This window comes from Xanthomonas sp. NCPPB 3005 (assembly GCF_041228095.2).
Lineage (GTDB): Bacteria > Pseudomonadota > Gammaproteobacteria > Xanthomonadales > Xanthomonadaceae > Xanthomonas_A > Xanthomonas_A bonasiae.
Genome location: NZ_CP166096.2, coordinates 5,239,339 through 5,260,651 on the forward strand (window position 1 = coordinate 5,239,339; position 21,313 = coordinate 5,260,651).

Sequence of the window (21,313 nt, forward strand, 5' to 3'; positions counted from 1 at the left end):
GGACTGAAGTCCCTCCCACAGTGCACCACGGCCGATCGCGAGTTCCCTGCAGAAGCCGTTTAGACCGCGACGAATGCAGCGTTGAGCATTCCGGCACCGATTCCTGTCGGGGCTGAAGCCCCTCCTACAGTGCACCTGGACGCTGGCCGCAGGTCTGTGGGAGCGACTTCAGTCGCGACGAACGAAGCGGGGACGCTTGCCGGCTTCGCGCCTTGCCGGCGCCGATGGCCCGAAGCCGCCAAGCCGTGGCTCCCCGACCCCACCCGGCGTCCCGGCGATGCCAAAGGTCAGCGCCACCTGCGTCTTCCCCCAATCCGGGTAAGCGGACGGTCGCGTGGCGGCCGCATAATGGCGCGATGGAGACGACTCATGCATAGCGGCGGCCTGGAACTGGCGCTGGTCTTGCTGCTGGCCGCGGTGATCGCGGTGCCGGTGTTCAAGCGCCTGGGCCTGGGCGCGGTGCTGGCCTATCTCGCCGCCGGCGTGGTGCTAGGTCCGGACGGCCTGGGCTTCGTGCAGGACACCGAGCGCATCCTCAACGCCGCCGAGATCGGCGTGGTGATGCTGTTGTTCCTGATCGGCCTGGAACTGTCGCCGGCGCGGCTGAAGCTGATGCGGCGCGCGGTGTTCGGCGCCGGCACCGCGCAGGTGGTGCTGACCGCGCTGCCGCTGGGCGTGCTGCTGCTGTGCCTGGACCTGAACTGGAAGAGCGCGCTGGTGGTGGGCCTGGCGCTGGCGCTGTCGTCCACCGCGGTGGGCCTGCAGCTGCTGGCCGAGCGCAAGGCGCTCAACAGCGACTATGGCCGGCTCGGCTTCGCCATCCTGCTGTTCCAGGACCTGATCGCGATCCCGCTGCTGGCCGCGATCCCGCTGCTCGGCGGCGCCAAGAACGACACCCTCACCTGGACCGAGGTGGCGCAGGCGCTGGGCGCGCTGACGGTGGTGGTGCTGTGCGGCCGCTTCGCGCTGCGCCACCTGTTCCGCGTCGTGGCGCGCACACGCATGCCCGAGGTGTTCACCGCCAGCGCGCTGCTGGTGGTGCTGGGCAATGCCTGGTTCCTGCAGAAGGCCGGGCTGAGCCCGAGCCTGGGCGCGTTCCTGGCCGGGGTGCTGCTGGCCGACTCGGAATTCCGGCACGAGCTGGAGGCGCAGATCGAGCCATTCCAGGGCCTGTTGCTGGGCGTGTTCTTCATCGCCGTGGGCATGGGCATCGACCTGGACCGCATCGTCGCCGAGCCGTGGCTGATCGCCGGCGGCGTGGCCACGCTGCTGTTGGTCAAGTTCAGCCTGCTGGTCGGCATCGGCCGGGTGGCGCGGCTGCCGCTGCGCAGCGCGCTGTTGCTGGGCAGCCTGTTGTGGCTGGGCGGCGAATTCGCGTTCGTGGTGTTCACCGAAGCGCAGCGCGTGCAGTTGCTCGACGACGCCAACCACGACCGCCTGGTCGCGGTGGTCGGCGTGTCGATGGCGCTGACGCCGCTGCTGTTGATCGGCATCCAGCGCCTGCTCGACGGTGGCGAGGCGGCCAAGGCCAGGCGCACGCCGCCGCCGGCCGCCCAGTACGACACCGTGGACGAGCAGCGCGCGCAGGTGCTGATCGCCGGCATGGGCCGTTTCGGCCAGGTCGTGGCGCGCCTGCTGACCGCGCAGCGCATCCCGTTCGTGGCGCTGGAGCACAACCCGGACACGGTGGAAGACCTGCGCCGCTTCGGCAACAAGATCTACTACGGCGACCCCAGGCGCCCGGACCTGTTGCGCGCGGCCGGCAGCGACAGCATCGGCATCTTCGTGGTGGCGATGGACGACCCGGAGACCAACATCAAGACCACGCGGCTGATCCGCCGCCTGTATCCGAAGGCGCAGGTGCTGTCGCGCGCGCGCAACCGCCAGCACGCCTGGCGGCTGATGGATCTAGGCGCCGAACCGTTCCGCGAGGTGTTCGCCTCGAGCCTGGAACTGAGCGAGAAAGTGCTGGTGAATCTGGGCCTGAGCCCGGAGACCGCGCGCGACCGCATCGCCCGCTTCCGCCAGCACGACGAGCAGCTGTTGCGCGCGCAGCACCTGGTGTACGACGACGAGGCGGCGGTGGTGCAGACCTCGCGCGATGCGCGCGCGGACCTGATGCAGCTGTTCGAGGCGGATGTGAGCGACGCGCCCGGGGACGCGGCGGACGATGCGGCGGCGGCGAAGCCGCAGGCATAACGGTGTTGGTGTTGATGGTGCGGCGCTTGCGTAGCGTGTGCGGCGGGAGGACTGGCGGCAGGGATGTCGGTCGTGGCGCTGCCGGATGCCGGTTGGATCCTTGCTTCGTTCGTCGCGGCTGAAGCCGCTCCTGCAGGTTTCGCGAGCTTATTCTGGAGCGCTTGCAGGCGGGCTTTCGCCCCAACAGGATGCGAAGCCGGTGGGCTCCACCTCTGCGTTCGTCGCGACTGAAGTCGCTCCCACAACGTGCGGCCGGCATGCCGAGGTGCTGTGGCGGGAGGAATCTTGACGGTCTTGGGCCATCGGTTCCGACAGGATCCGAAACCTGACGATTCCGCGGCTTCGTTTGTCGCGGCTGAAGCCGCTCCTACAGGGGTTCGCGAGTGGTGGCTGCCCTTGTAGGAGGGGCTTCAGCCCCGACAGAATGCCGAACCTGCCAGGTGCGCCGCTTCGTTCGTCGCGGCTGAAGCCGCTCCTACAGAACTGCAGCGGGCGCGCTGCTGCAGCACTTGCGGCTGGTGCGCCGAGTGCACTGTCGGAGGACTTCAGTCCCGACTGCAGCCAGGCCTCGTCTCGACGGTGGCACAAGGCCACCTGACGTCGCTCCCACACGGGCTACGCGCATTGCGGGTCAGCGCTTCGCCGCCGGTCGTTTGGCCGCAGCTGCGGGCGACTTCTTCGCCACGCGCTTGCTCGCTTTTCCGGCAGAGGCTTTGACTGCCTTCTTTGACGCGGCCGTCTTGTTGCCGTCCGCTGTCCTCCTGCCCTCCGTCGCCTTCGGCGAGGCGACCGCTTTCTTGGCCGACGCAGTCCTCGCCGCCGCAGCCTTGCTGGGCTTGCCGGCGCCGGCCGCCTTGGCTTTCGAAACGGCAGGCTTGGCAGAAGCCGAAGCACGCTTCGGCGGCGCTGCGGGCCTGGCGTCGGCGCCGCCCTCCGCCGGGCGCCGCGGCGGCGGGCGGCGGCCGGCGGTCAGGGTGCGCCAGCTGTGGCCGCCGTTGAGCGCGAGCAACGCATCGGCCGCGGCCGGGCCGGCGCTGCCGGCCGGGTATTGCGCCACTTCGTCGGCCGAAGCCTGCCAGGCATCGAGGATCGGCTGCACGATGCGCCAGGCCGCCTCGACCATCGTCGCGTCCTGGAACAGGCCGGCCTCGCCGTTCATGCAGTCCTGCAGCAGGCGTTCGTAGCCGACCGTGTATTCCTTCGGGAACCAGTCGCGGTAGCGGAAGTCCATGCGCACCGGCGCCAGGCTGACCCGCGCGCCCGGACGCTTGACGTCGAACTGCAGCGAGATGCCTTCGTCGGGCTGGATGTGCAGCACCAGCCAGTCGGGACCATAGCCGCCGATCTCGGCGCTGCGCAGCGGCGCCAGCGGCGCCGGCTTGAAGCGGATCGCGATCTCGGTGGTGCGTTCGCGCAGGCGCTTGCCGGTGCGCAGGTAGAACGGCACGCCGGCCCAGCGCCAGGTGTCCACCTGCAGCTTCATCGCCACGTAGGTCTCGGTGTTGGAATCGGACGGCACCGTGTCTTCCTCGCGGTAGCCGGGCACCGCGTTGCGCCCGATCGCGCCGGCCGCGTACTGGCCGCGCACCACGTCGGCGGGGGCCAACGGCCGCACCGCCTCGATCACCTCGGCGCGCCGGCGCAGCATCGAGGCCGGGGTGAACGCCGCCGGCGGCTCCATCGCGATCATCGCCAGCAGCTGGAACAGGTGATTGGGCACCATGTCGCGCAGGCAGCCCGTGGGGTCGTAGAAGCCGCCGCGCCCTTCCACGCCGATGGTCTCGGCGGCGGTGATCTGCACGTGGTCGATGCGGTCGCGGTTCCACACCGGCTCGAACAGACCGTTGGCGAAACGGAAGGCGAGGATGTTCTGCACCGTCTCCTTGCCCAGGAAATGGTCGATGCGGAACACCTGGTCCTCGTCGAGCACGCGGCCGACGATGGCGTTGAGCTCCTTGGCGCTGCGCAGGTCGTGGCCGAACGGTTTCTCCACGATCACCCGGCGCCAGCCGCCGCCGGCGGTCTGCTTGACCAGCCCGGCCGCGCCCAGCTGCTCGATCGCCGGAGCGAAGAAGCGCGCCGCGGTGGCCAGGTAGAACAGCACGTTGCCGCCGGTCTGGTACTGCGCGTCGTACTTGGCGATCACCTCGCCCAGCGCGCGATAGGTCGCCGCATCGGCGAAATCGCCGCGCAGGTAGTGCAGGCGCGTGCGCAGCCAGTTCCACACGTCCTCGTCCAGGCCGTCGGCCTTGAACTCGGCATCGCGGTCGGCCATCAGCCCATGCAGCGCGGTGCCGAGCAGGCGCCGCCAGGTGGTTTCGCTGATGTCGCCGTGGTCCACGCCGATCACCGCGAACTGTTCGGGCAATGCGCCGCTGCGGCGCAGGTTGTACAGCGCCGGCAGCACCAGGCGCCGGGTCAGGTCGCCGCGCGCGCCGAACACCACGATCAGGCAGGGAGGAGTGGTTTGCGTCGCTTCGCTCATGGAGGGGTGTCCTGTTTGCCGAGTAAGCCATGCAGGCGCAACGCGGCGTGGACCAGGGCCACGTGCGAGTAACCCTGCGGAAAATTGCCGAGCATGCGGCCGCTGCGCGGATCGTATTCTTCGGCCAGCAGGCCGACGTCGTTGCACAGGCCGAGCAGGCGTTCGAACAGCGTGCGCGCCTGCTCGGTGCGGCCCAGCAGCGCGTAGTTCTCCACCAGCCAGAAGCTGCAGGCGATGAAGGTGCCCTCGCCGGCCGGCAGGCCGTCGCCGCTGTCGTCGTCGGCGCGATAGCGCTCGACCAGGCCATCGATGCTCAACCGCTGCGCGATCGCATCGGCGGTGGCCGCCACGCGCGGATCGTCGGCCGGCAGGAACCCGACCAGCGGAATCAGTAGGGTCGCCGCGTCCAGCCGATCGCTGCCGTAGCTCTGCACGAAATAGCCGTCCGGGTGCACGCCCTGCTCCAGCACCTGCGCATGCACTTCGTCGGCCAGCGCGCGCCAGTGCGCACGTTGCGCGGCGTCGGCGTCGGTGACCCCGTCGCGCGCGCCGCAGTCGAACGCCAGCCACGCCATCACCTTGGAATGCACGAAATGGCGGCGCTGGTCGCGGATCTCCCAGATGCCTTCGTCCGGCTCGCGCCAGCGCTGCTCCAGCACTTCCAGCAGCTGCCGCGCCAGCGAGCGGCCATGCGCCGCGGTCGCCATGCCTTCGTGGTGGCCGCGATGGAACGCGGCGATCACCTCGCCGTACACGTCCAGCTGGAACTGGCCGGCGGCGGCATTGCCCACGCGGACCGGCAGCGCGCCTTCGTAGCCGGGTAGCCAGTCCACTTCCCATTCGGACATGCGCCGTTCGCCGCCGATGCCGTACAGCGCCTGCAACTGGTCGGGCGAGCCGGCCACGGTGCGCTGCAGCCAGCCGTGGAACGCGGCCGCTTCGTCGGAATAGCCGGCGGCGTGCAGCGCGGTCAGGGTGAACACCGCATCGCGCAGCCAGCAGAAGCGGTAGTCCCAGTTGCGCTCGCCGCCGAGCCGTTCCGGCAGCGAGGTGGTGGGCGAGGCGACGATCGCGCCGGTGGGCAGGTAGCTCAGCCCCTTCAGCACCACCAGCGAACGCCGCACCGCCTCGGTCCACGGGCCGGCCTGCACGCAGCGGTGCGACCAGCCATGCCAGAACGCCTCGGTCTGCGCCAGCGCCTGTTCCGGCGCCAGCGGCGGCGGCAGGTCCAGGTGCGAGGCGCCATGGCTGAGCACGAACCAGGTGCTGTCGCCGGGCTCCAGCGCGAAATCCGTCTCGGTGGCGAAGCCGTGGCCATGCATCGGCTGCGGGCTGCGCAGCGCGATCTGGTCCGGCCCGGCGATCGCCTGCAGGCCGCCGTCGATCTGCGACACCCAGGGAATGGTGCGGCCGTAGTTGAAGCGCAGCTGCAGCTGCATGCGCAGCGGCACGCGGCCGCGCAGCCCGCGCACGATGCGCACCACGTGGTTGTGCACGTCGTCGTCGTGGCTGGCGACCATGAAGTCCAGCACCGCCACGGCGCCCTGGTCGGTCTCGAACTCGGTTTCCAGTACCAGGCTGCCGTCGCGGTAGCGGCGGGTACTGGTGAAGTCGGCGACCGGCGCGATCGACCAGCGGCCGTGCTCCGGGGTGCCCAGCAACGCGGCGAACAGCGCGTCGGAATCGAAGCGCGGCAGACACAGCCAGTCGATCGAGCCGTGCCTGTCCACCAACGCCGCGCTGCGGCAGTTGCCGAGCATGGCGTAGTCCTCGATTCGTGCTGCCATCATGTCCGCCGTTCGCCAGGAAAGCGCGAGTCTGCCAGCGCCGGCGTTTGCTTTGCGTAAGGGCCGCCGGCCGGCCACAACGTGCCGTTAATCCCCGAGTGGGTCTGCCCGGGAATCGACGGCGCGCTCCATGGGCAGACGCAATCGGCCGGCTGCCGCTACACTGCGCCGGCGCATGAATGCCACTATCGCTGCCGCCGCCCTGCGCGTTCTGGTCCTGGAGGACGATCCGATGCTGCGCGAGCGCATCCTGATCCCGGGCCTGCGCCGTTTCGGCTTCGACACCCAGGGCTGCGGCAGCGGCGCCGAGCTGCAGGCGCGGCTGCTGACCGCCCCCGCCGACATCGTGGTGCTCGACGTCGGCCTGCCCGACACCGACGGCTTCACCGTGGCGCGCGAACTGCGCCAACAGTATCCGGCCATCGGCATCGTCATGCTGACCAGCCTGGGCCAGACCGAAGACCGCGTGCGCGGACTCACCGGCGGCGCCGATGCCTATCTGGCCAAGCCGGTGGAGATCGACCTGCTGGCGGCGACCTTGCACAGCCTGACCCGGCGCCTGGGCGGCGCCCCGATGGAACCGGCGCGTGGCCGCTGGCAGCTCAGCGAGGACGGCTGGTGCCTGCTGGCCCCTTCCGGCGCGGCGGCGGCGCTGACCGCGAGCGAACGCCGCCTGTGCCGGCGCCTGCTCGAGCAGCCCGGCCTGCTGGTCGCCCGCGAGGCGCTGATCGCGGCGCTGACCGACCGCGTGTACGACTTCGACGCGCACCGCCTCGACTCGATGGTGCACCGCCTGCGCAGCAAGGCGCAGCGCCGCTGCGGCGCCGCCCTGCCGTTGGCCGCGGTGCACGGCAAGGGCTACATCTTCGATCCGTCCGGCTGAGCGGCGGCCACGCGCGCCGTGCGGGCCGTCGCGGCCGCGTGCGGCAAGGCGATGCGGAAGCGGGTGCCCACGCCCAGTTCGCTGTGCACCTGGATGCGGCCGCCGGCGCGCGCCACCAGGTCGTGCACCACCGCCAGGCCGAGCCCGGTGCCGCTGTCGGCGGGCTTGGTGCTGTAGAACGGCTCGAACACGCGCGCCACCACGTCCGCCGGCATGCCCTGGCCGTCGTCGGCGACCTCGATGATCGTCCACGCCGCTTCGCTGCGCACGGCGATGTCGAGATGGCCGCGGTCGGCGATGGCGTCGCGGCTGTTGCTGGCCAGGTTGAGCAGCATCAATTCGAACTGGCTGCGATCCAGGTGGATCGGCGCCGGCGTCGCCGGCAAGGCGCAGCGCAGCACGATGCGCGCTTCCAGCAGTTGCCGCAGCATCGGCTGCAACGCATCGATGGCGGCCGCGGCGTCGAAGTCCTCGGCCTGTTCGCCATCGCGGCGGCTGAAGCGCAGCAGCCGGCGGATGACCGCCATGCCGCGCCGCGCCGATTCCTCCACCGACGCCAGGCTGTCTTCCAGCAGCGCGATGCGCTCGCCGTCGCTGCCGGCGTCGTCGTCGTGGCGCGTGGCGGAGAAGCCGACGATCACCGCCAGCACGTTGTTGAAATCGTGCGCCAGGCCGCCGGCCATGCGCTCGACGATCTCGCGCTTCTGCGCATGGATCAGCTGCGCCTGCGCGCGTTCGCGCGCCAGCATTTCCTGCTGCAGGCGATGGCCGCGCGCATTGGATTCGCGCAGGCTCTCGCGTAGCGCTTCGGTGGTGCGATCCAGCAGCAGCGTCACCAGCAGGTAGCTGAACAGCACCGACGGCAGGTTGTAGAACGCGCGCCCCGGCTCGTCGGCGAACTCCAGCAGCGCATCGTGGCCCACGCCCAGGCCCAGCATCAGCAGCAGTGCGCCGAAGGTGATCCACAGCGCGCGGCGCCCGAGCACCAGCCCGGCCAGGATCAGCACCAGCATCTGCGCCAACTGATCCGGCAACTGACGCTGCAGGCCGTTGACCGCGGCATTGACCAGCAGCGACGCCAGCATCGCGGCCAACAGCAAGCCGACGCCCCCGCGCAGCGCGCCGCGGCGCACGCGCACGAAGCCGATCGCGGCGCACACCGCGATCAGCAGACTCATCGACAACGACACCACCAGGCCGGGCGGCACCCCGCGTCCACGCAGCTGCGGCCAGGCGAGGGGCAGCGCGACGGCGAACGTGGCCGGAATGGTGATCGCCAGGAACAGCAGCAACAGCTGGATCACGCGCACGTTGCGCCGGTCCACCTCGTCCACGACCGGCACCCGGTCGAACCAGTTCAACAACGCCCTCACCATCCGAATGCGCTCCCCATCCCACTCGACTCGGTGAGAACCCGGTGATGATCGTGCGAGAACTTGCGGGTGACAAGCAAATGACGCCGCGCATAAGTTCGCTGTACGGAGCGCGCACAGGGGGAATCACGGCGCGCTTCCCAAGACCACTCGGACCGAAGCGGCGCCCGCGCGCCGTTGACGTCGCGTCCTGCCCTGTCGCCACGCACACCAGAGATCGCCATGAACGCATGCATGTCCATCCACGGCACCGCCGCCCCTCGTCCGACCCTCAGCGCCGCGCTCGGCGCTTCCACCATTCGCACCCGCACCGTGCTGGCCCTGGCGTGCGCGCTGTGCCTGGCGCCGCCGGCGCTGGCACAGGCCGCGACCGATGCGACGGCCACCGACACCAACGCGGCACCGGCGGACGCGAGCGCCGACGCCAGTTTCTATCTGCAGGCCACCGGCAGCGACAGCAGCAACGCCGGCGCCTATGCCGACGGCGAAGAGGCGCTGGCGGCGGGCGAAGCCGCCTCCGCGGTCGGCACCGGCACCGTCGCGCTCGGCGCCGGCGCGGTCAGCTACGCCAACCAGGCGCTGGCGGTGGGGCACAACAGCCTGGCCACCGAGGTCTCCACCACCGCGATCGGCGGCGTGCTCGACCTGGACTACTCGTACAAGCAGAACGGCCAGGTGATCTGGCAGCAGACCTCCGCCTCCGGCCTGGCCGCGACTGCGCTGGGCGCCGGCGCGCAGGCCGGCGGCGAGTACAACGTGGCCACGGGCGCCGGCGCGATCGCCAGCGACCGCTCCAGCGTCGCCATCGGCGGCATCGTCGATCTGGGCAACGAGTTGTATCCCGGCTTCGGCCTGGACGGGGTCTACCTGCAGGCCACCCAGGCCACCGGCCCGCTGTCCACCGCCGTTGGCGGCGGTGCGCTGGCCACCGCCTACAGCTCCACCGCGGTCGGCGCGCTGGCCGAGGCCAGTTCCGAACGCACCGTGGCGATCGGCACGCAGTCGATCGCCAACCAGTACGGCGCGGTGGCCGTGGGCGGACGCAGCGAGGCGTCCGGCGAATTCGCCGTGGCGATCGGCGTCGCTTCCAGGGCGCTGGGCCAGAGCAGCCTGGCGCTGGGCGGAAGCGCCTTGGCCGCGATGGACGACACCACCGCGCTCGGGCAGGCCGCGCTGGCGCTGCAGCAGGGCGCCACCGCCGTCGGCAGCGGCGCCTGGGCCGGCGGCACCCGCAGCATCGCGATCGGCCAGGCGATGGTGTGGAACGGCAATTTCTGGGGCGACACCCCGATCATCTTCCACGACAGCATCGCGGTGGGCACCGGCGCGGACGCCTACGGCGACCAGGCGGTCGCGATCGGCGCCGGCGCGCGGGTGGGCAACTCCACCTTCGTCGACGATGTGCAGATCATCACCAACAGCAGCGTGGCGCTGGGCGCCGGTTCGGTCGCCGAGCGCGACAACACCGTGTCCATCGGCCACGCCGGCGCCGAGCGCCAGCTCACCAACCTGGCCGCCGGCACCGCCGATACCGATGCGGTCAACCTGGCGCAGCTGCGCGGCGTGGCCAGCGCGTTCGGCGCCGGCAGCACGGTGGATGCCAACGGCAATCTGATCGGCGGCAGCTATCTGGTCCAGGGCACGCGCTATAGCGACCTCGGCTCGGCACTGGGCGCGTTCGACACGGCGCTGACCGGCTTCGACACACGCATCAACGCCATCGCCAATTCCGGCGGCGGCCAAGGGGTCAGCATCGGCGGCGGCGACGCGGCGCCCCCGAGCACCGGCACCGGCACCAACGCGGTCGCGGTGGGCTCCGGCGCCACCGCCAATGGCGACAACGGTCTGGCGCTGGGCGCCGCATCGCTGGCCTACGGCCCCAACGACACCGCGATCGGCGCCAACGCCAAGGTCAATGCCGACGGCAGCACCGCGGTCGGCGCCAACGCCCGCGTCGCCGCGGTCGCGACCAATGCGGTGGCGGTCGGCGAGAGCGCCAGCGCCTCCGCCGCGTCCGCCACCGCGCTCGGCCAAGGCGCCTCGGCCACCGCCGCCAATTCCGTCGCGCTGGGCCAGGGTTCGCTCGCCGACCGCGCCAATACGGTCTCGGTCGGCAGCAGCGGCAACGAGCGCCAGATCGCCAACGTCGCCGCCGGCAGCGCCGGCACCGATGCGGCCAACGTGGCGCAGATGCGGTCCGGCGACAGCGCCACGCTGAGCAGCGCCAATGCCTACACCAACACCCGCGTCACCGCGCTCGACGACAGTTTCAACCAACTGCGGACCGACACCGAGCACCGCCTGGACGGCATGGACCGGCGCATGGACCGGCTGGGCGCGATGAGCGCGGCGATGCTCAACATGGCGATCAACGCCGCCGGCACGCAGAGCCCGCGCGGGCGCGTGTCGCTCGGCGCCGGCTTCCAGGGCGGCGAGCAGGCGCTGTCGATCGGTTACGCCAAGAAGCTCGGCGCACGCGCCTCGTTCAGCCTGGGCGGCTCGTTCAGCGGCGGCGAATCCTCCGCCGGCATCGGCGTGGGCGTGGACCTGTGAGGTCCATGCGTCCCGGCCACGCGCCGTCCTCTCTTTCCTCTCGTTGCCACAGGACCTTCAGATGATCTCCAAGAGCCAACTCAGCGCGGCCCTCGCCCTCGCCCTCGCCGCCAGCGGCGCCCAGGCCGCCGCGCCCGCCATCGGCAAGGGCGGACTGACCGAACCGGCCACGCAGTCCGCACAACCGCCGCAGGTGGGCCAGCGTTTCATCGTCAAGACCCGCGATGCCGGCACGACGGCGCGGCGCCTGCTCGACGGCACGCTGTCGACCGCGGTCAGCCGCACCGGCCTGCAACGGGCCAAGGCCGCCAGCGCCGGCGCCCCGGCGCAGGGCGCGGTCAGCGCCAAGGTGCTGCGCGAGATGGCGGTGCCGGGCTGGCACGTGGTGCAGACCTCGCGCCGCCTCAACGCCAGCGAAAGCGCCGCGTTTGTGAAAGAACTGCAGGCCGATCCGGCGGTGCTGTCGGTCCAGGTCGACCGCCTCTACCAACGGCTGGACGAGCAGCGCGTGGCGCTGCCCAAGGCCGCGGCGGCGGCGGCGGCGGCGGCGGCTCCCAACGATCCGGCCTACGCCCAACTGCAGTGGAACTTCCACGATCCGGTCGGCGGGGTGAATGCCGAGCAGGCCTGGACCCGCTCCACCGGCCAGGGCGTGGTGGTGGCGGTGATCGACACCGGCGTGGTCAAGGACAACCCGGACCTGGCCGCGAACGTGCTGCCCGGCTACGACATGATCACCGACCATCGCGTCTCGCGCCGCGACAGCGATGGCCGCGTGCCCGGCGGCTACGACCTGGGCGACTGGGTGGAGGCCGACTACTGCGCCGCGCTGGGTTCGCCCGGCAACCAGCAGCAGGGCAGCTCCTGGCACGGCAGCCATGTCTCCGGCACCATCGCCCAGGTCACCAACAACAGCCTGGCCACTGCCGGCCTGGCCCACGACGCCAAGATCCTGCCGGTGCGCGTGCTCGGCTCGTGCGGCGGCTTCGGCAGCGACATCGCCGACGGCATGCTGTGGGCGGCCGGCTTGCCGGTGGACGGCCTGCCGGCCAATCCGAATCCGGCCGAGGTGCTCAACATGAGCCTCGGCAGCGGCGGTCCCGACACCTGCCCGCAGCTGTACCAGGACGCGATCGACAAGATCAACGCCGCCGGCAGCATCATCGTCGTGGCCGCAGGCAACTCCAACGCCGACGCCGGCACCTACACCATGTCCTCCTGCAACGGCGTGATCAGCGTCGGCGCCACGCGCGTCAATGGCGGCCGCGCCAGCTATTCCAACTACGGCACGCGCGTGGATGTCGCCGCGCCGGGCGGCGGCGGCAGCGTCGACGGCAACCCGAACGGCTACATCTTCCAGGTGGTCAATGCCGGCACGCAAAGCCCGACCGGCGATTGGCAGATCGGCGGCATGGCCGGCACCTCGATGGCCTCGCCGCACGTGGCCGCGGCGGTGGCGATGGTGCAGAGCGTGGTGAGCACTCCGTTCACCTGGAGCGGCATGCGCGATCTGCTGCGCGCCAGCGCGCGCCCGTTCCCGGTCGCGATCCCGACCACCACGCCGATCGGCGCCGGCATCCTGGACGTGGACATGCTGCTGCAGATGGCGACCACGCCGCCCTGCCAGCCGTCGGACAGCAGCTGCGTGCCGCCGACCAAGACCCTGACCAACAAGGTCGAGATGCGCGGTCTCGGCAGCCAGGGCGGCGACGCGCTGTACAGCTTCCAGGCCGAGGCGGGCAAGGCGGTGAGCTTCATGACCTTCGGCGGCACCGGCAACGTCGCGCTCTACGCCGCGGCCGGCAAGGTGCCGACCAGCAGCAGCTACGACGCACGCTCGGTGCGGACCGGCACCACCCAGACGATCCGCGTCACCCCGTCCAGCGCAGGTACGTACTACCTGCGCCTGTCCGGCAGCTACAGCGGCCTGACCCTGGTGGTGCGGCAGTAGGCGCCACGCGGCGGCGCCGTTCGCCGCCGCGCCGGCGGGCGCGGGAGGGCGTTCCTCCCGCCCGGTTTCACAGGAAGTGATCTGCCCGCCGTCAGGCGGGCTTTTTTCGCTCTGACGCCGCACCGAAATGCGCAGGCGCGGCGACATCCTCCAGGTTCGAGTAGCACCTGCGGCTGGCGTCCGATCTCCTACCCAAGGGAGATCAAGAACAAGCGTTTTTCCGAAGAGCAGATCATCGGCGTCCTGCGTGAGGCCGAAGCCGGCGTGGCGATCAAGGACCTATGCCGGCGGCAGCGCAGAGCGTCGACCATGGCTTCGAAGCAACCGGCCACAGCCAGCGCCGGGTCTGCTGGTAGACCGCTTCCCGTGGCGGGAAGTCGTTGCGCATCAGCCGCCAGGGCGCTCCGGCATGCGCCATCCAGCAACGCATTGAACATCGACCGCAGCGCGTACTTAAGCTGCGGAGCATGCTCGCTCGTGGGACTCAGACAGGGTGACGCGATCGTCCACTCTTCGTCGGAAATGTCGGTCGGATACGGACGTTGCTCCGCATCCAACCGCGATGGCCGGAGTGGATGCAAGTTCATCACACGCTCCAGGAAGGCTGCAGTGCAGCAAACGCCACAGGCTGGCGTGGCCGCCAAGGGCCGTGCGCGAAGTGAAGTGGAGTGCCGAGGGGCGGGGCTTCGCATCGTTGCGCGGAGGCGGCTCGTCGGCGCCCCGCACATCCCTTCACGATGCAGGCCCGGGCGCCGACGGCGGATCGGCGACGGCCGGGTTTGGCAAGTGCAGGTCTCCTGGATTTTCCCGCTGGCCGGCGCCAGCCATCGATGGCGCCGCAATGCGCCTTTTCAGATCCACGCGTTGCCGCATGTCGATGGCCGACGATCGTCCGCGAAGGACATGCATCACTCCGCGACCATCGTGCGAAGCGCCTGGCGAGGGGTTCGCCGTCATTCGGCCGGTTGCGGCTGTCGGCTACAGGGTAGGAACGGTGCCGCCGTCGATCCGATACTCCGCCCCTGCGATCGAAGCGGATCGCGGGGAGGCCAGGAACGCGATCAAATCGGCGACCTCGTGCGGTGCGGCGGGCCGGCCCACAGGAATTCCTCCCAGCCAATCCATGACGATCTTCTTGCCGCCCTCGTAGTCCGTTCCGGCTTGGTCGGCCATGCGCTGCGCAAACACGACGGACGCCTCGGTCTCGATCCAGCCCGGCGCAACGCTCAGCACGCGAACGCCTTTAGGCGTCACCTCTCGTGCCAGCGCCTTGCTGTAGGTGGTGAGGGCGCCCTTGGCCGCGGCATAGGCCGTCGTGGACTCGGGCAGAGGCAGCACGCGCTGGATCGAACTGACGTGGATGATGACGCCGGCACCTTGCGCCAGCATCGTCGGCAGCAGGGCACGATCCAGGCGCACGGCGGGCATCAAGTTCAAGTTGAGTTCGGCGTACCAGTGCTCGTCGCTGATCGCCGCGAAACCGCCGCCGGGAGTGTTCGAACCGCCGAGCACGTTGATCAGGATGTCGGCGCCGCCCCACTCCTTCAGGACGGTCCCAGCGAGGTGACTCGTGCCCTCCGCCGTCGACAGATCGGCAGCCACGTAGGTGACCCCCTCCACCGGTTGCGCTGGCACAGTGCGCGCGGAGGTCACCACCCGAGCGCCCGCCTCTACAAGGGTTTTCACGACTGCAGCGCCAAGACCCAGCGTGCCACCGGTGACCACGGCCCGCAGGCCGTTCAATTGCAGGTCGAAGCTCATGCGGTGATCTCCAGCGAGGCGATCAGGCCGCGTTCGAGGCGAAAGCGGTAGGACAGCACGATCGGGCTGCCAGGGAAGTTGCCGGTACAGTTGGCGCGGACGAGTTGGACGCCGTCCTCTTTCTCGATGGCGAACGGCACGCTGGTCGCGCTGTACTTGGCCGTTGCCTCGGCCATGAAGGCCTTGATCGCGTCGACGCCCGTGTAGGTATGACCGTCGTCCTTCATGACGGCTTGCGCCGTGAAGCACTGCGCCAAGGCTTCAGGGTGTTGTTCGGCCGCAAAATAGGCGGCGATCGGCTCGGGAAGGGTCACGGCGTGCATGTTGTTGGCTCCATGAGGTCGGTGAAGGCCCCAGGATGCGTGCCAGTGTGAAGTTAGTGAATATCCTAGAATTCGGATAGGTTGTGTAGGGAAAATACATAATGCGCGGATCCGACTTTGCCGAGCTGAAGGCCTTCGTGGCCATCGTGGAGCGCCAGAGCTTCGCCCGGGCTGCGGAGCATCTGGGTCTGTCGCCTTCGGCGCTCAGCCAGACCATCCGTCAGCTCGAAGGCCGCATCGGCGCTCGCCTGCTGAATCGCACGACGCGAAGCGTCGCGCCGTCGGCCAGTGGCGAACTGCTGTACAGGCGCATCGCTCCGCTGTTTCGGGAGATGGCTGCCGCCGTAGCCGAGGCCAGCGAAGCGACAGGACAGATGAGCGGCACGCTGCGCATCAATACGCTGGGGATCGCAGCGAGAACCATCATTGCGCCCCGGCTTTCACGCTTCCATCGAGCGCACCCCGACGTGGTGCTCGACATCGTGGTCGACGACGCGCTTGCCGATATCGTCGCTGGCCGCTTCGACGCGGGCATCCGCGTGGGTGGGCGGCTCGAGAAGGACATGGTTGCCGTCCGCCTCACGCCGGACCTGAACATGGTGGCCGTGGCCTCCCCGGACTACCTCGCACGTCGAGGAACCCCCAAGTCGCCTGCCGAGCTGCATGACCATGCATGCATCAACTGGCGGCTGCAGATGGACGGCAGGCACTATCGCTGGGAGTTCGAGAAGCGCGGGCAACCACTCGAAGTGGCGGTGGACGGCCCGGTCGTCACCAACCATGCCGACATCGGCATCGCTGCCGCGCTGAACGGGCTCGGCATCGCCTATCACTTCGAGCGGGACGGCGTGGGCGAATTCTTGGCCCAGGGAAAGCTGGTCCAGGTCCTGCCGGACTGGTCGATTTCGCGCCCGAGGCTGTTCCTCTACTATCCGAGCAGGCAACATCGCCCCGCCCTGCTCGGTGCGTTCATCGACTGTCTGCTGGATCGAACGCCGTTCGATCGACCCTAGCGGCTCTCGCGCAGGAACCGGGCCATCGACGACACCCCCGGCAGCGCCGGCTGGAACTGGCCGGCGACGTCGACGAAGCCGCGCATCACCGCGATCTCGCGCGGCGGGCGGTTCAAGGTGTCGCGCAGGTCCGGGTCGGCACCGGCGCGCAGCAGGCGCTGCACCAGCAGCGGCAGGCCGTGCAACGCGGCCAGGTGCAGCGGGCCGAAGCCGCGCGGATCCTGCACGTCCAGGCTCACTTCCTCGTCGAGCAGGCGCTCCACCCCGGCCAGCACCACCGGTTCTTCGCAGGCGGTGCCGGGTTCGGCGCGCGCGCCGAGCAGCAGCAACAACGGGGTCACCCCGCCGGCGGCGCTGCGGTCGGCTTCGGCGCCGGCCAGCAGCAAGGTGTCCAGCAGCGCCAGCAGGCGCGACTTGTCGCGCGCGGTGAAACCGTACAGCGCGGCGCAGTGCAGCGGCGCCAGCTGTTGCGCGTCGCCGGCGTGCACGTCGGCGCCGGCGGCCAGCAGGCGCGCGGCGATGTCCGGCAGGCCCAGCGCGCAGGCCAGCATCAGCACGGTGACGCCGCCGGGCAGGCGGTGTTCGATCTGCGCGCCGGCGGCCAGCAGCGCGGCGACGATCTCGGTCTGGCGCATGCTCACCGCCGCCGACAACGGCGTGGCGCCGCTGCCGGCGGCGTGCTGCAGGTTGGCGCCGCGCGCCAGCAACAGGTCCACCGCCGCGGCATGGCCGCCACCGGCGGCGCGCAGCAACGCGGTGCAGCCCTGCGCGTCGATCGCGTCCACCGGCAGGCCCAGGTCGATCAGGCGGCGGATCGCGTCGGCGTCGCCGACCATCGCCGCGGCCGGCAAGTCGGCCTCGCGCAGCGGGCGCCGCGGCAACGGCCAGATCCGCCAGTCCAGCCAGTCGGCCAGGTCGCGGCGGCCGCTGGCCAGGGCCACGCCCAGCGGGGTCTGGCCGTCGGCGGCGCGCGCCTCCGGCGAGGCGCCCTGCTGGATCAGCAGCTTCAGCGAGGCCTCGCGGCCCAGCGCCGCGGCCAGGTGCAGCGCGGTCATGCCGTGGCTGTCGCGCGCCTCGCGGTCGGCGCCGCGTTCGAGCAATTGCAGTTGCAGGCGCAGCCAGCCCAGGCGCACCGCCAGCGACAGCGGCGGATCGCCGGCCGGCGACGGCGCGAACGGGTCGGCGCCGCGTTCGAGCAATTCCAGCGCGAACTGCTCCAGCGCGCGCGAGGCATGGTCGTGCTGGGCGCAGGCGGCCAGCAGCCGGGTCAGGCCGCCGCGGCCGGCCGGCGACACGCCCTGGCGCAGCATCGCCTGCAGACTGGGCACCGCTTCCACGCCGCGCGAGAGCAGCGCGAACATCGGCGTGTCGCCGCAGGCGTCGAGCACTTCCGGCGCGGCGCCATGCGCCAGCAGCCACTCCACCGCCTGCGGGTTCAGCGCCAGGTGCGGATCGTGCAGCAGCGCGCCCAGTTCCTCGGCCGCGCACAGCCGCGCCAGCGCCGCCAGGCCGTCGCGCTGGCCCAGTTGCAGGCCTTCGCGCAGCAGTTCCAGCGGCGGCCGGTCGGGCAGGCTGGCGCTGCCGACCTCGCCCTGGCCGTCGCTGACCGCGGCCGGCAGCGGGTAGTCCGGGTCCAGCGCGGACACGATCGCCCAGCGCCCGGCCTCGGCGGCCAGATCGACCGCGCGGCGGCCGCTCTGGTCCGGCTGCGCGGCCGCGATGCCCAGTTCCAGCAGGCGCCGGATCAGGCCCGGCGAGACCTGGTCGGCGGTGCAGGCCAGCAGCACGGCGTTGCGGCCGTCGCCATCGACCGCGACCAGGTCCGGCTTGTGCGGCAGCAGGTGTTCGAGCACCGCGACGCGACCATGCCGCGCCGCTTCCAGCCATGGCGTGCGGCCCAGCGCGTCGCGCGCTTCCAGGTTGGCGCCGGCGCCGAGCAGCGCATCGACGATCTCCACATGCCCGGCCTGCGCCGCCTCGTGCAGGGCGCTGCGGCGCTGGCGGTCGCGCGCATCGACCCGCGCCTTGTGCTTGAGCAGCATCTGCACGCCGGCCGGATCGTCTTCCTCGGTGCCGGCCGCGGCCAGCAGCACCGGGCTGCCGTCGGCCGGCTCGGGCTTGGCGCCGCGCTCGAGCAGGAACTTGCCCATGCGCCAGTTGCCGACGTGGCAGGCCACCGCCAGCGGGGTCAGGCCGTCGCGGTTCAGCGCGTCCAGCTCGGCCGCGGCATCGCGCAGCAGGGCCGCCACGCCCGGATCGGAACTGCGCGCGGCGTGGTGCAGCGGCGTGTTGCCGTCGCTGTCGCTAGCGCGCGGATCGGCGCCGTTGGCGAGCAGGGTCATCACCGCCTCGGGGCGGCCGTGCCAGCTGTCGCGGGTCGCCGCCAGCAGCGGGGTCATGCCCAGGTGCGGCTGGTTGACGTCCACCCCGCGCACGATCAGCTCGCGCAGCAGGCGCAGGTCCGGCAACACCGCGGCCAGTACCGGCAGGCTGCGCTGGTCGCGCCAGTCCGGCGCCGGCAGCGCGTGCGGGTCGGCGCCGGATTGCAGCAGCTGCAGCGCGCGGTCCACGCGGCCGCCGCGCGCGGCGTCGTACAGCGCCGCATGCAGTTCGTCCGCCGCCGGCGCCGCTTCGTCCTCGCGCGGCGCGGCCTTGGCGCTCAGTTCGGCGAACAGGTCCGCCGAGGTCGCCCGCACCGGCAGCGCCTGCGGCGGCGCCACGCGCTGCAGCAAGGTATGCAGCAGCGGCGACAGCAGCGCATAGGCCAGCGCCAGCGGCCAGCGCGCCGCGGCGGCCAGCAATCCGGGCCAGGCCAGCAGCACGCCGACCCCGGCCAGCAGCAGCACCAGCGCCGCCACCGCCAGGCCGCGCCAGGCCTGCACGTCCTGCTGCGCCAACGCATGCCAGCGCGCGCCCAGCGCGCCGCCCTCGCACTCGCTGCCGTGCCACAGCGGCCAGGTGCGCCACAGCCCGAGCAGCGCCGCGCTGGCGGCCACGCTCAGGGCCAGGGCGGCGGCCAGGCTGCCGCTGTCGCGCAGCGCCGCCAGCGGCCAGGCCACCAGCAGCGCGACCAGGCCCAACCCGCCGGCCCACAGCGCCAGCAGCGGCAGCAGTTCGCGGCCCAGCGCCGGCACGCTGGCCGGCCGCGGCCGGCTGCCGCGGGACCAGGACAGCGCCAGCGCGAACGCCGGCTGCGCCAGCCACGCGCCCAACGCCGCGGCCAGCGGGCCGAACCCGGCGATCAGCGCCAGCAGCGCGCCCAGCGCGGCGGCGATCCAGGGAGCGCGCGCGCGGAAGGGGGATTCAGTCATCGTGTCGATCGGTCCGGCCGTCGGGCAGCGGCGGCAATTGCAGATGGAAGCCGCAGCCGGCCAGGTTCGCGCGTACCGCCGCGGGGTCGGTCCGGGCCAGGGTGCGCTCGGCGGTCAACGCCACGTCCAGCACGAACACCAGCGGCTGCAACGACGCCAGCAGCGGCGGCGGCAGACAGCCGAAGTCGTCGCGCTTGGCGAGGTAGAGATAGGTGTCCGGCTTGCGTTGGCTTTTGTAGACGTAGGCTTGCATGCCCGTGGCGTGCGCCTGGCGTGGAAAGGCAAGCGATTGTGGAGGAAATGCGCCAGCGGCGAAAGCGCGCGCGCCGCGCTGCATTTATAACCGCATGCGCCGTGCCCGTTCACGTTCAGCGTGGGCGCGCGCGCTTCACGGCTTCGCGGACCGCGTCGATATACTCCCCCGATCCATTCTTTACGGAATATCGCGTGACCGAAGCGTCCCCGTCGCCCCGCATGGCACCCGTCGCAATTCGTGCGTACACCGCGACCACCGCGCTCGGCAGCGGATTGCAGGCCCAGGCCACGGCCTTGCGCGACAGCCGCAGCGGCCTGCGCCGCAACGATTTCGGCGCGCAGCCGTTGCCCTGCTGGATCGGCCGCGTGGACGCGCTGGAGACCTTGCCGCTGCCGCCGGCGCTGGCCGCATGGGAATGCCGCAACAACCGCCTGGCCTGGCTGGCGCTGCAGCAGGACGGCCTGCGCGAGGCGATCGCCGCCGCCGCGCAGCGCCATGGCGCCGAGCGCGTGGCGGTGGTGATGGGCACCTCCACTTCCAGCATCGGCGCCAGCGAAGAGGCCTATACCCGGCTCGACCACGACGCCGAGGGCGCGCGCTTTCCCGCCGACCTGGAGCGGCCGATCGTGCACACGCCGCATTCGCTGGGCGATTTCGTGCGCGCCGCCACCGGCCTGCGCGGCCCGTGCATCACCGTGGCCACCGCGTGTTCGTCCAGCGCCAAGGTGTTCGCGCAGGCGGCGCGGCTGATCGCCGCCGGGGTGGTGGATGCGGCCCTGGTCGGCGGCGTGGACACGCTGTGCGGCAGCGTGCTGTTCGGCTTCAATGCGCTGCAATTGGTGTCGCCGGAGCTGTGCCGGCCGTTCGACGTGCGCCGGATCGGGCTGTCGCTGGGCGAAGCCGGCGGCTACGCGCTGCTGGAGCGCACCGATGCCGCCACCGCGCCGCCGGCGCTGGCGCTGCTGTGCGGCTATGGCGAATCCAGCGACGCGCACCATATGTCCGCGCCGCACCCGCAGGGCCTGGGCGCGCGCCTGGCGATGGGCGGCGCGCTGCAGCGCGCGGGCGTGGACGCTGCCGAGATCGGCTACCTGAACCTGCACGGCACCGCCACCCCGGCCAACGACAGCGTCGAGGCCGCCGCGGTCGCCGCGCTGTTCCCGGCCACCCTGCATGCCAGTTCGACCAAGGCCTGGACCGGGCATACGCTGGGCGCGGCGGGCATCGTCGAGTCGGTGTTCGCGCTGCTCGCGCTGCGCGACGGCCTGCTCCCCGGCACCCTCAACAGCGAACAGCCCGATCCCGAGTGTGGCCCGCAGATCCGCTTCGCCAATGCCCACGCACAGGTCCGTTACGCGATGAACAATTCCTTCGGCTTCGGCGGCAACAACTGCTCGCTGCTGTTCGGCCGAGCATGA

13 protein-coding genes and 2 pseudogenes are annotated in these 21,313 nt (G+C 71.2%); 7 read left to right on the top strand and 8 right to left on the bottom strand.

The features are described 5' to 3' along the window. Nucleotides 1–369: 369 nt before the first annotated feature. Nucleotides 370–2,199 carry a monovalent cation:proton antiporter-2 (CPA2) family protein gene (locus AB8810_RS22730; RefSeq protein ID WP_369914982.1) on the top strand — a complete coding sequence of 610 codons (1,830 nt, stop codon included), beginning with the start codon at nt 370–372 and terminating at the stop codon, nt 2,197–2,199. Between the two features lie 631 nt (nt 2,200–2,830). On the opposite strand, the gene zwf is transcribed toward AB8810_RS22730, so the two are convergent. Both zwf and AB8810_RS22740 read right to left on the bottom strand, forming a co-directional pair. Beyond that, complete coding sequence (gene zwf / locus AB8810_RS22735) at nt 2,831–4,684, bottom strand: glucose-6-phosphate dehydrogenase (RefSeq protein ID WP_369914983.1); 1,854 nt, start codon at nt 4,682–4,684, stop codon at nt 2,831–2,833. Next, nucleotides 4,681–6,471, bottom strand: a complete 1,791-nt coding sequence (locus AB8810_RS22740) for a glycoside hydrolase family 15 protein (protein ID WP_369914984.1) — start codon at nt 6,469–6,471, stop codon at nt 4,681–4,683. Before AB8810_RS22740 ends, zwf begins: the two co-directional genes overlap by 4 nt. Before the next feature lie 175 nt (nt 6,472–6,646). On the opposite strand from AB8810_RS22740, the gene AB8810_RS22745 reads away from it, so the two are divergent. Beyond that, nucleotides 6,647–7,354, top strand: a complete 708-nt coding sequence (locus tag AB8810_RS22745) for a response regulator transcription factor (RefSeq protein WP_206229510.1) — start codon at nt 6,647–6,649, stop codon at nt 7,352–7,354. Here the strand turns inward: AB8810_RS22745 and AB8810_RS22750 are convergent. Beyond that, complete coding sequence (locus AB8810_RS22750) at nt 7,330–8,730, bottom strand: sensor histidine kinase (RefSeq protein ID WP_372530404.1); 1,401 nt, start codon at nt 8,728–8,730, stop codon at nt 7,330–7,332. The genes AB8810_RS22745 and AB8810_RS22750 overlap by 25 nt on opposite strands. 219 nt (nt 8,731–8,949) lie before the next feature. Between AB8810_RS22750 and AB8810_RS22755 the strand changes: the two genes are divergently transcribed. From AB8810_RS22755 to AB8810_RS22765, 3 genes and pseudogenes are all read left to right on the top strand, one after another. Next, nucleotides 8,950–11,280, top strand: a complete 2,331-nt coding sequence (locus AB8810_RS22755; RefSeq protein ID WP_369914985.1) for a YadA-like family protein — start codon at nt 8,950–8,952, stop codon at nt 11,278–11,280. Between the two features lie 61 nt (nt 11,281–11,341). Next, nucleotides 11,342–13,231, top strand: a complete 1,890-nt coding sequence (locus AB8810_RS22760) for a S8 family peptidase (protein ID WP_369914986.1) — start codon at nt 11,342–11,344, stop codon at nt 13,229–13,231. Nucleotides 13,232–13,432: 201 nt separating this feature from the next. Then, nucleotides 13,433–13,522: pseudogene (locus tag AB8810_RS22765) on the top strand (transposase); the annotation flags it as partial. Nucleotides 13,523–13,524: 2 nt separating this feature from the next. Here the strand turns inward: AB8810_RS22765 and AB8810_RS22770 are convergent. The 3 genes and pseudogenes from AB8810_RS22770 to AB8810_RS22780 form a co-directional block, all read right to left on the bottom strand. Next, a pseudogene (locus AB8810_RS22770) lies at nt 13,525–13,818 on the bottom strand (transposase); the annotation flags it as partial. 391 nt (nt 13,819–14,209) lie between these two features. Continuing rightward, nucleotides 14,210–14,992 (bottom strand): SDR family oxidoreductase, encoded by a 783-nt coding sequence (locus tag AB8810_RS22775; protein WP_179569808.1) that lies wholly within the window; start codon nt 14,990–14,992, stop codon nt 14,210–14,212. Further along, nucleotides 14,989–15,315 (bottom strand): nuclear transport factor 2 family protein, encoded by a 327-nt coding sequence (locus AB8810_RS22780; RefSeq protein WP_179569810.1) that lies wholly within the window; start codon nt 15,313–15,315, stop codon nt 14,989–14,991. The genes AB8810_RS22775 and AB8810_RS22780 overlap by 4 nt, the downstream gene beginning before the upstream one ends. Before the next feature lie 101 nt (nt 15,316–15,416). Between AB8810_RS22780 and AB8810_RS22785 the strand changes: the two genes are divergently transcribed. Continuing rightward, on the top strand, nt 15,417–16,328 hold the full coding sequence (locus AB8810_RS22785; protein ID WP_369914987.1) for a LysR family transcriptional regulator: 912 nt from the start codon (nt 15,417–15,419) through the stop codon (nt 16,326–16,328). On the opposite strand, the gene AB8810_RS22790 is transcribed toward AB8810_RS22785, so the two are convergent. Both AB8810_RS22790 and AB8810_RS22795 read right to left on the bottom strand, forming a co-directional pair. Continuing rightward, on the bottom strand, nt 16,325–19,639 hold the full coding sequence (locus AB8810_RS22790) for an ankyrin repeat domain-containing protein (protein WP_369914988.1): 3,315 nt from the start codon (nt 19,637–19,639) through the stop codon (nt 16,325–16,327). The two genes, AB8810_RS22785 and AB8810_RS22790, sit on opposite strands and share 4 nt — an antisense overlap. After that, entirely contained in the window at nt 19,632–19,892 is a 261-nt protein-coding gene (locus tag AB8810_RS22795) for a YcgL domain-containing protein (protein WP_179569816.1), read from the bottom strand. The genes AB8810_RS22790 and AB8810_RS22795 overlap by 8 nt, the downstream gene beginning before the upstream one ends. Nucleotides 19,893–20,113: 221 nt before the next feature. On the opposite strand from AB8810_RS22795, the gene AB8810_RS22800 reads away from it, so the two are divergent. Beyond that, on the top strand, nt 20,114–21,313 hold the full coding sequence (locus AB8810_RS22800) for a beta-ketoacyl-[acyl-carrier-protein] synthase family protein (RefSeq protein ID WP_369914989.1): 1,200 nt from the start codon (nt 20,114–20,116) through the stop codon (nt 21,311–21,313).

What these genes read in the sequence shown, in the direction of transcription:
- AB8810_RS22730 (WP_369914982.1), top strand. Translation starts at nt 370, where the DNA reads ATGCATAGCGGCGGCCTGGAACTGGCGCTGGTCTTGCTGCTGGCCGCG.
- zwf (WP_369914983.1), bottom strand. Translation starts at nt 4,684, where the DNA reads ATGAGCGAAGCGACGCAAACCACTCCTCCCTGCCTGATCGTGGTGTTC.
- AB8810_RS22740 (WP_369914984.1), bottom strand. Translation starts at nt 6,471, where the DNA reads ATGGCAGCACGAATCGAGGACTACGCCATGCTCGGCAACTGCCGCAGC.
- AB8810_RS22745 (WP_206229510.1), top strand. Translation starts at nt 6,647, where the DNA reads ATGAATGCCACTATCGCTGCCGCCGCCCTGCGCGTTCTGGTCCTGGAG.
- AB8810_RS22750 (WP_372530404.1), bottom strand. Translation starts at nt 8,730, where the DNA reads ATGGTGAGGGCGTTGTTGAACTGGTTCGACCGGGTGCCGGTCGTGGAC.
- AB8810_RS22755 (WP_369914985.1), top strand. Translation starts at nt 8,950, where the DNA reads ATGAACGCATGCATGTCCATCCACGGCACCGCCGCCCCTCGTCCGACC.
- AB8810_RS22760 (WP_369914986.1), top strand. Translation starts at nt 11,342, where the DNA reads ATGATCTCCAAGAGCCAACTCAGCGCGGCCCTCGCCCTCGCCCTCGCC.
- AB8810_RS22775 (WP_179569808.1), bottom strand. Translation starts at nt 14,992, where the DNA reads ATGAGCTTCGACCTGCAATTGAACGGCCTGCGGGCCGTGGTCACCGGT.
- AB8810_RS22780 (WP_179569810.1), bottom strand. Translation starts at nt 15,315, where the DNA reads ATGCACGCCGTGACCCTTCCCGAGCCGATCGCCGCCTATTTTGCGGCC.
- AB8810_RS22785 (WP_369914987.1), top strand. Translation starts at nt 15,417, where the DNA reads ATGCGCGGATCCGACTTTGCCGAGCTGAAGGCCTTCGTGGCCATCGTG.
- AB8810_RS22790 (WP_369914988.1), bottom strand. Translation starts at nt 19,639, where the DNA reads ATGACTGAATCCCCCTTCCGCGCGCGCGCTCCCTGGATCGCCGCCGCG.
- AB8810_RS22795 (WP_179569816.1), bottom strand. Translation starts at nt 19,892, where the DNA reads ATGCAAGCCTACGTCTACAAAAGCCAACGCAAGCCGGACACCTATCTC.
- AB8810_RS22800 (WP_369914989.1), top strand. Translation starts at nt 20,114, where the DNA reads ATGGCACCCGTCGCAATTCGTGCGTACACCGCGACCACCGCGCTCGGC.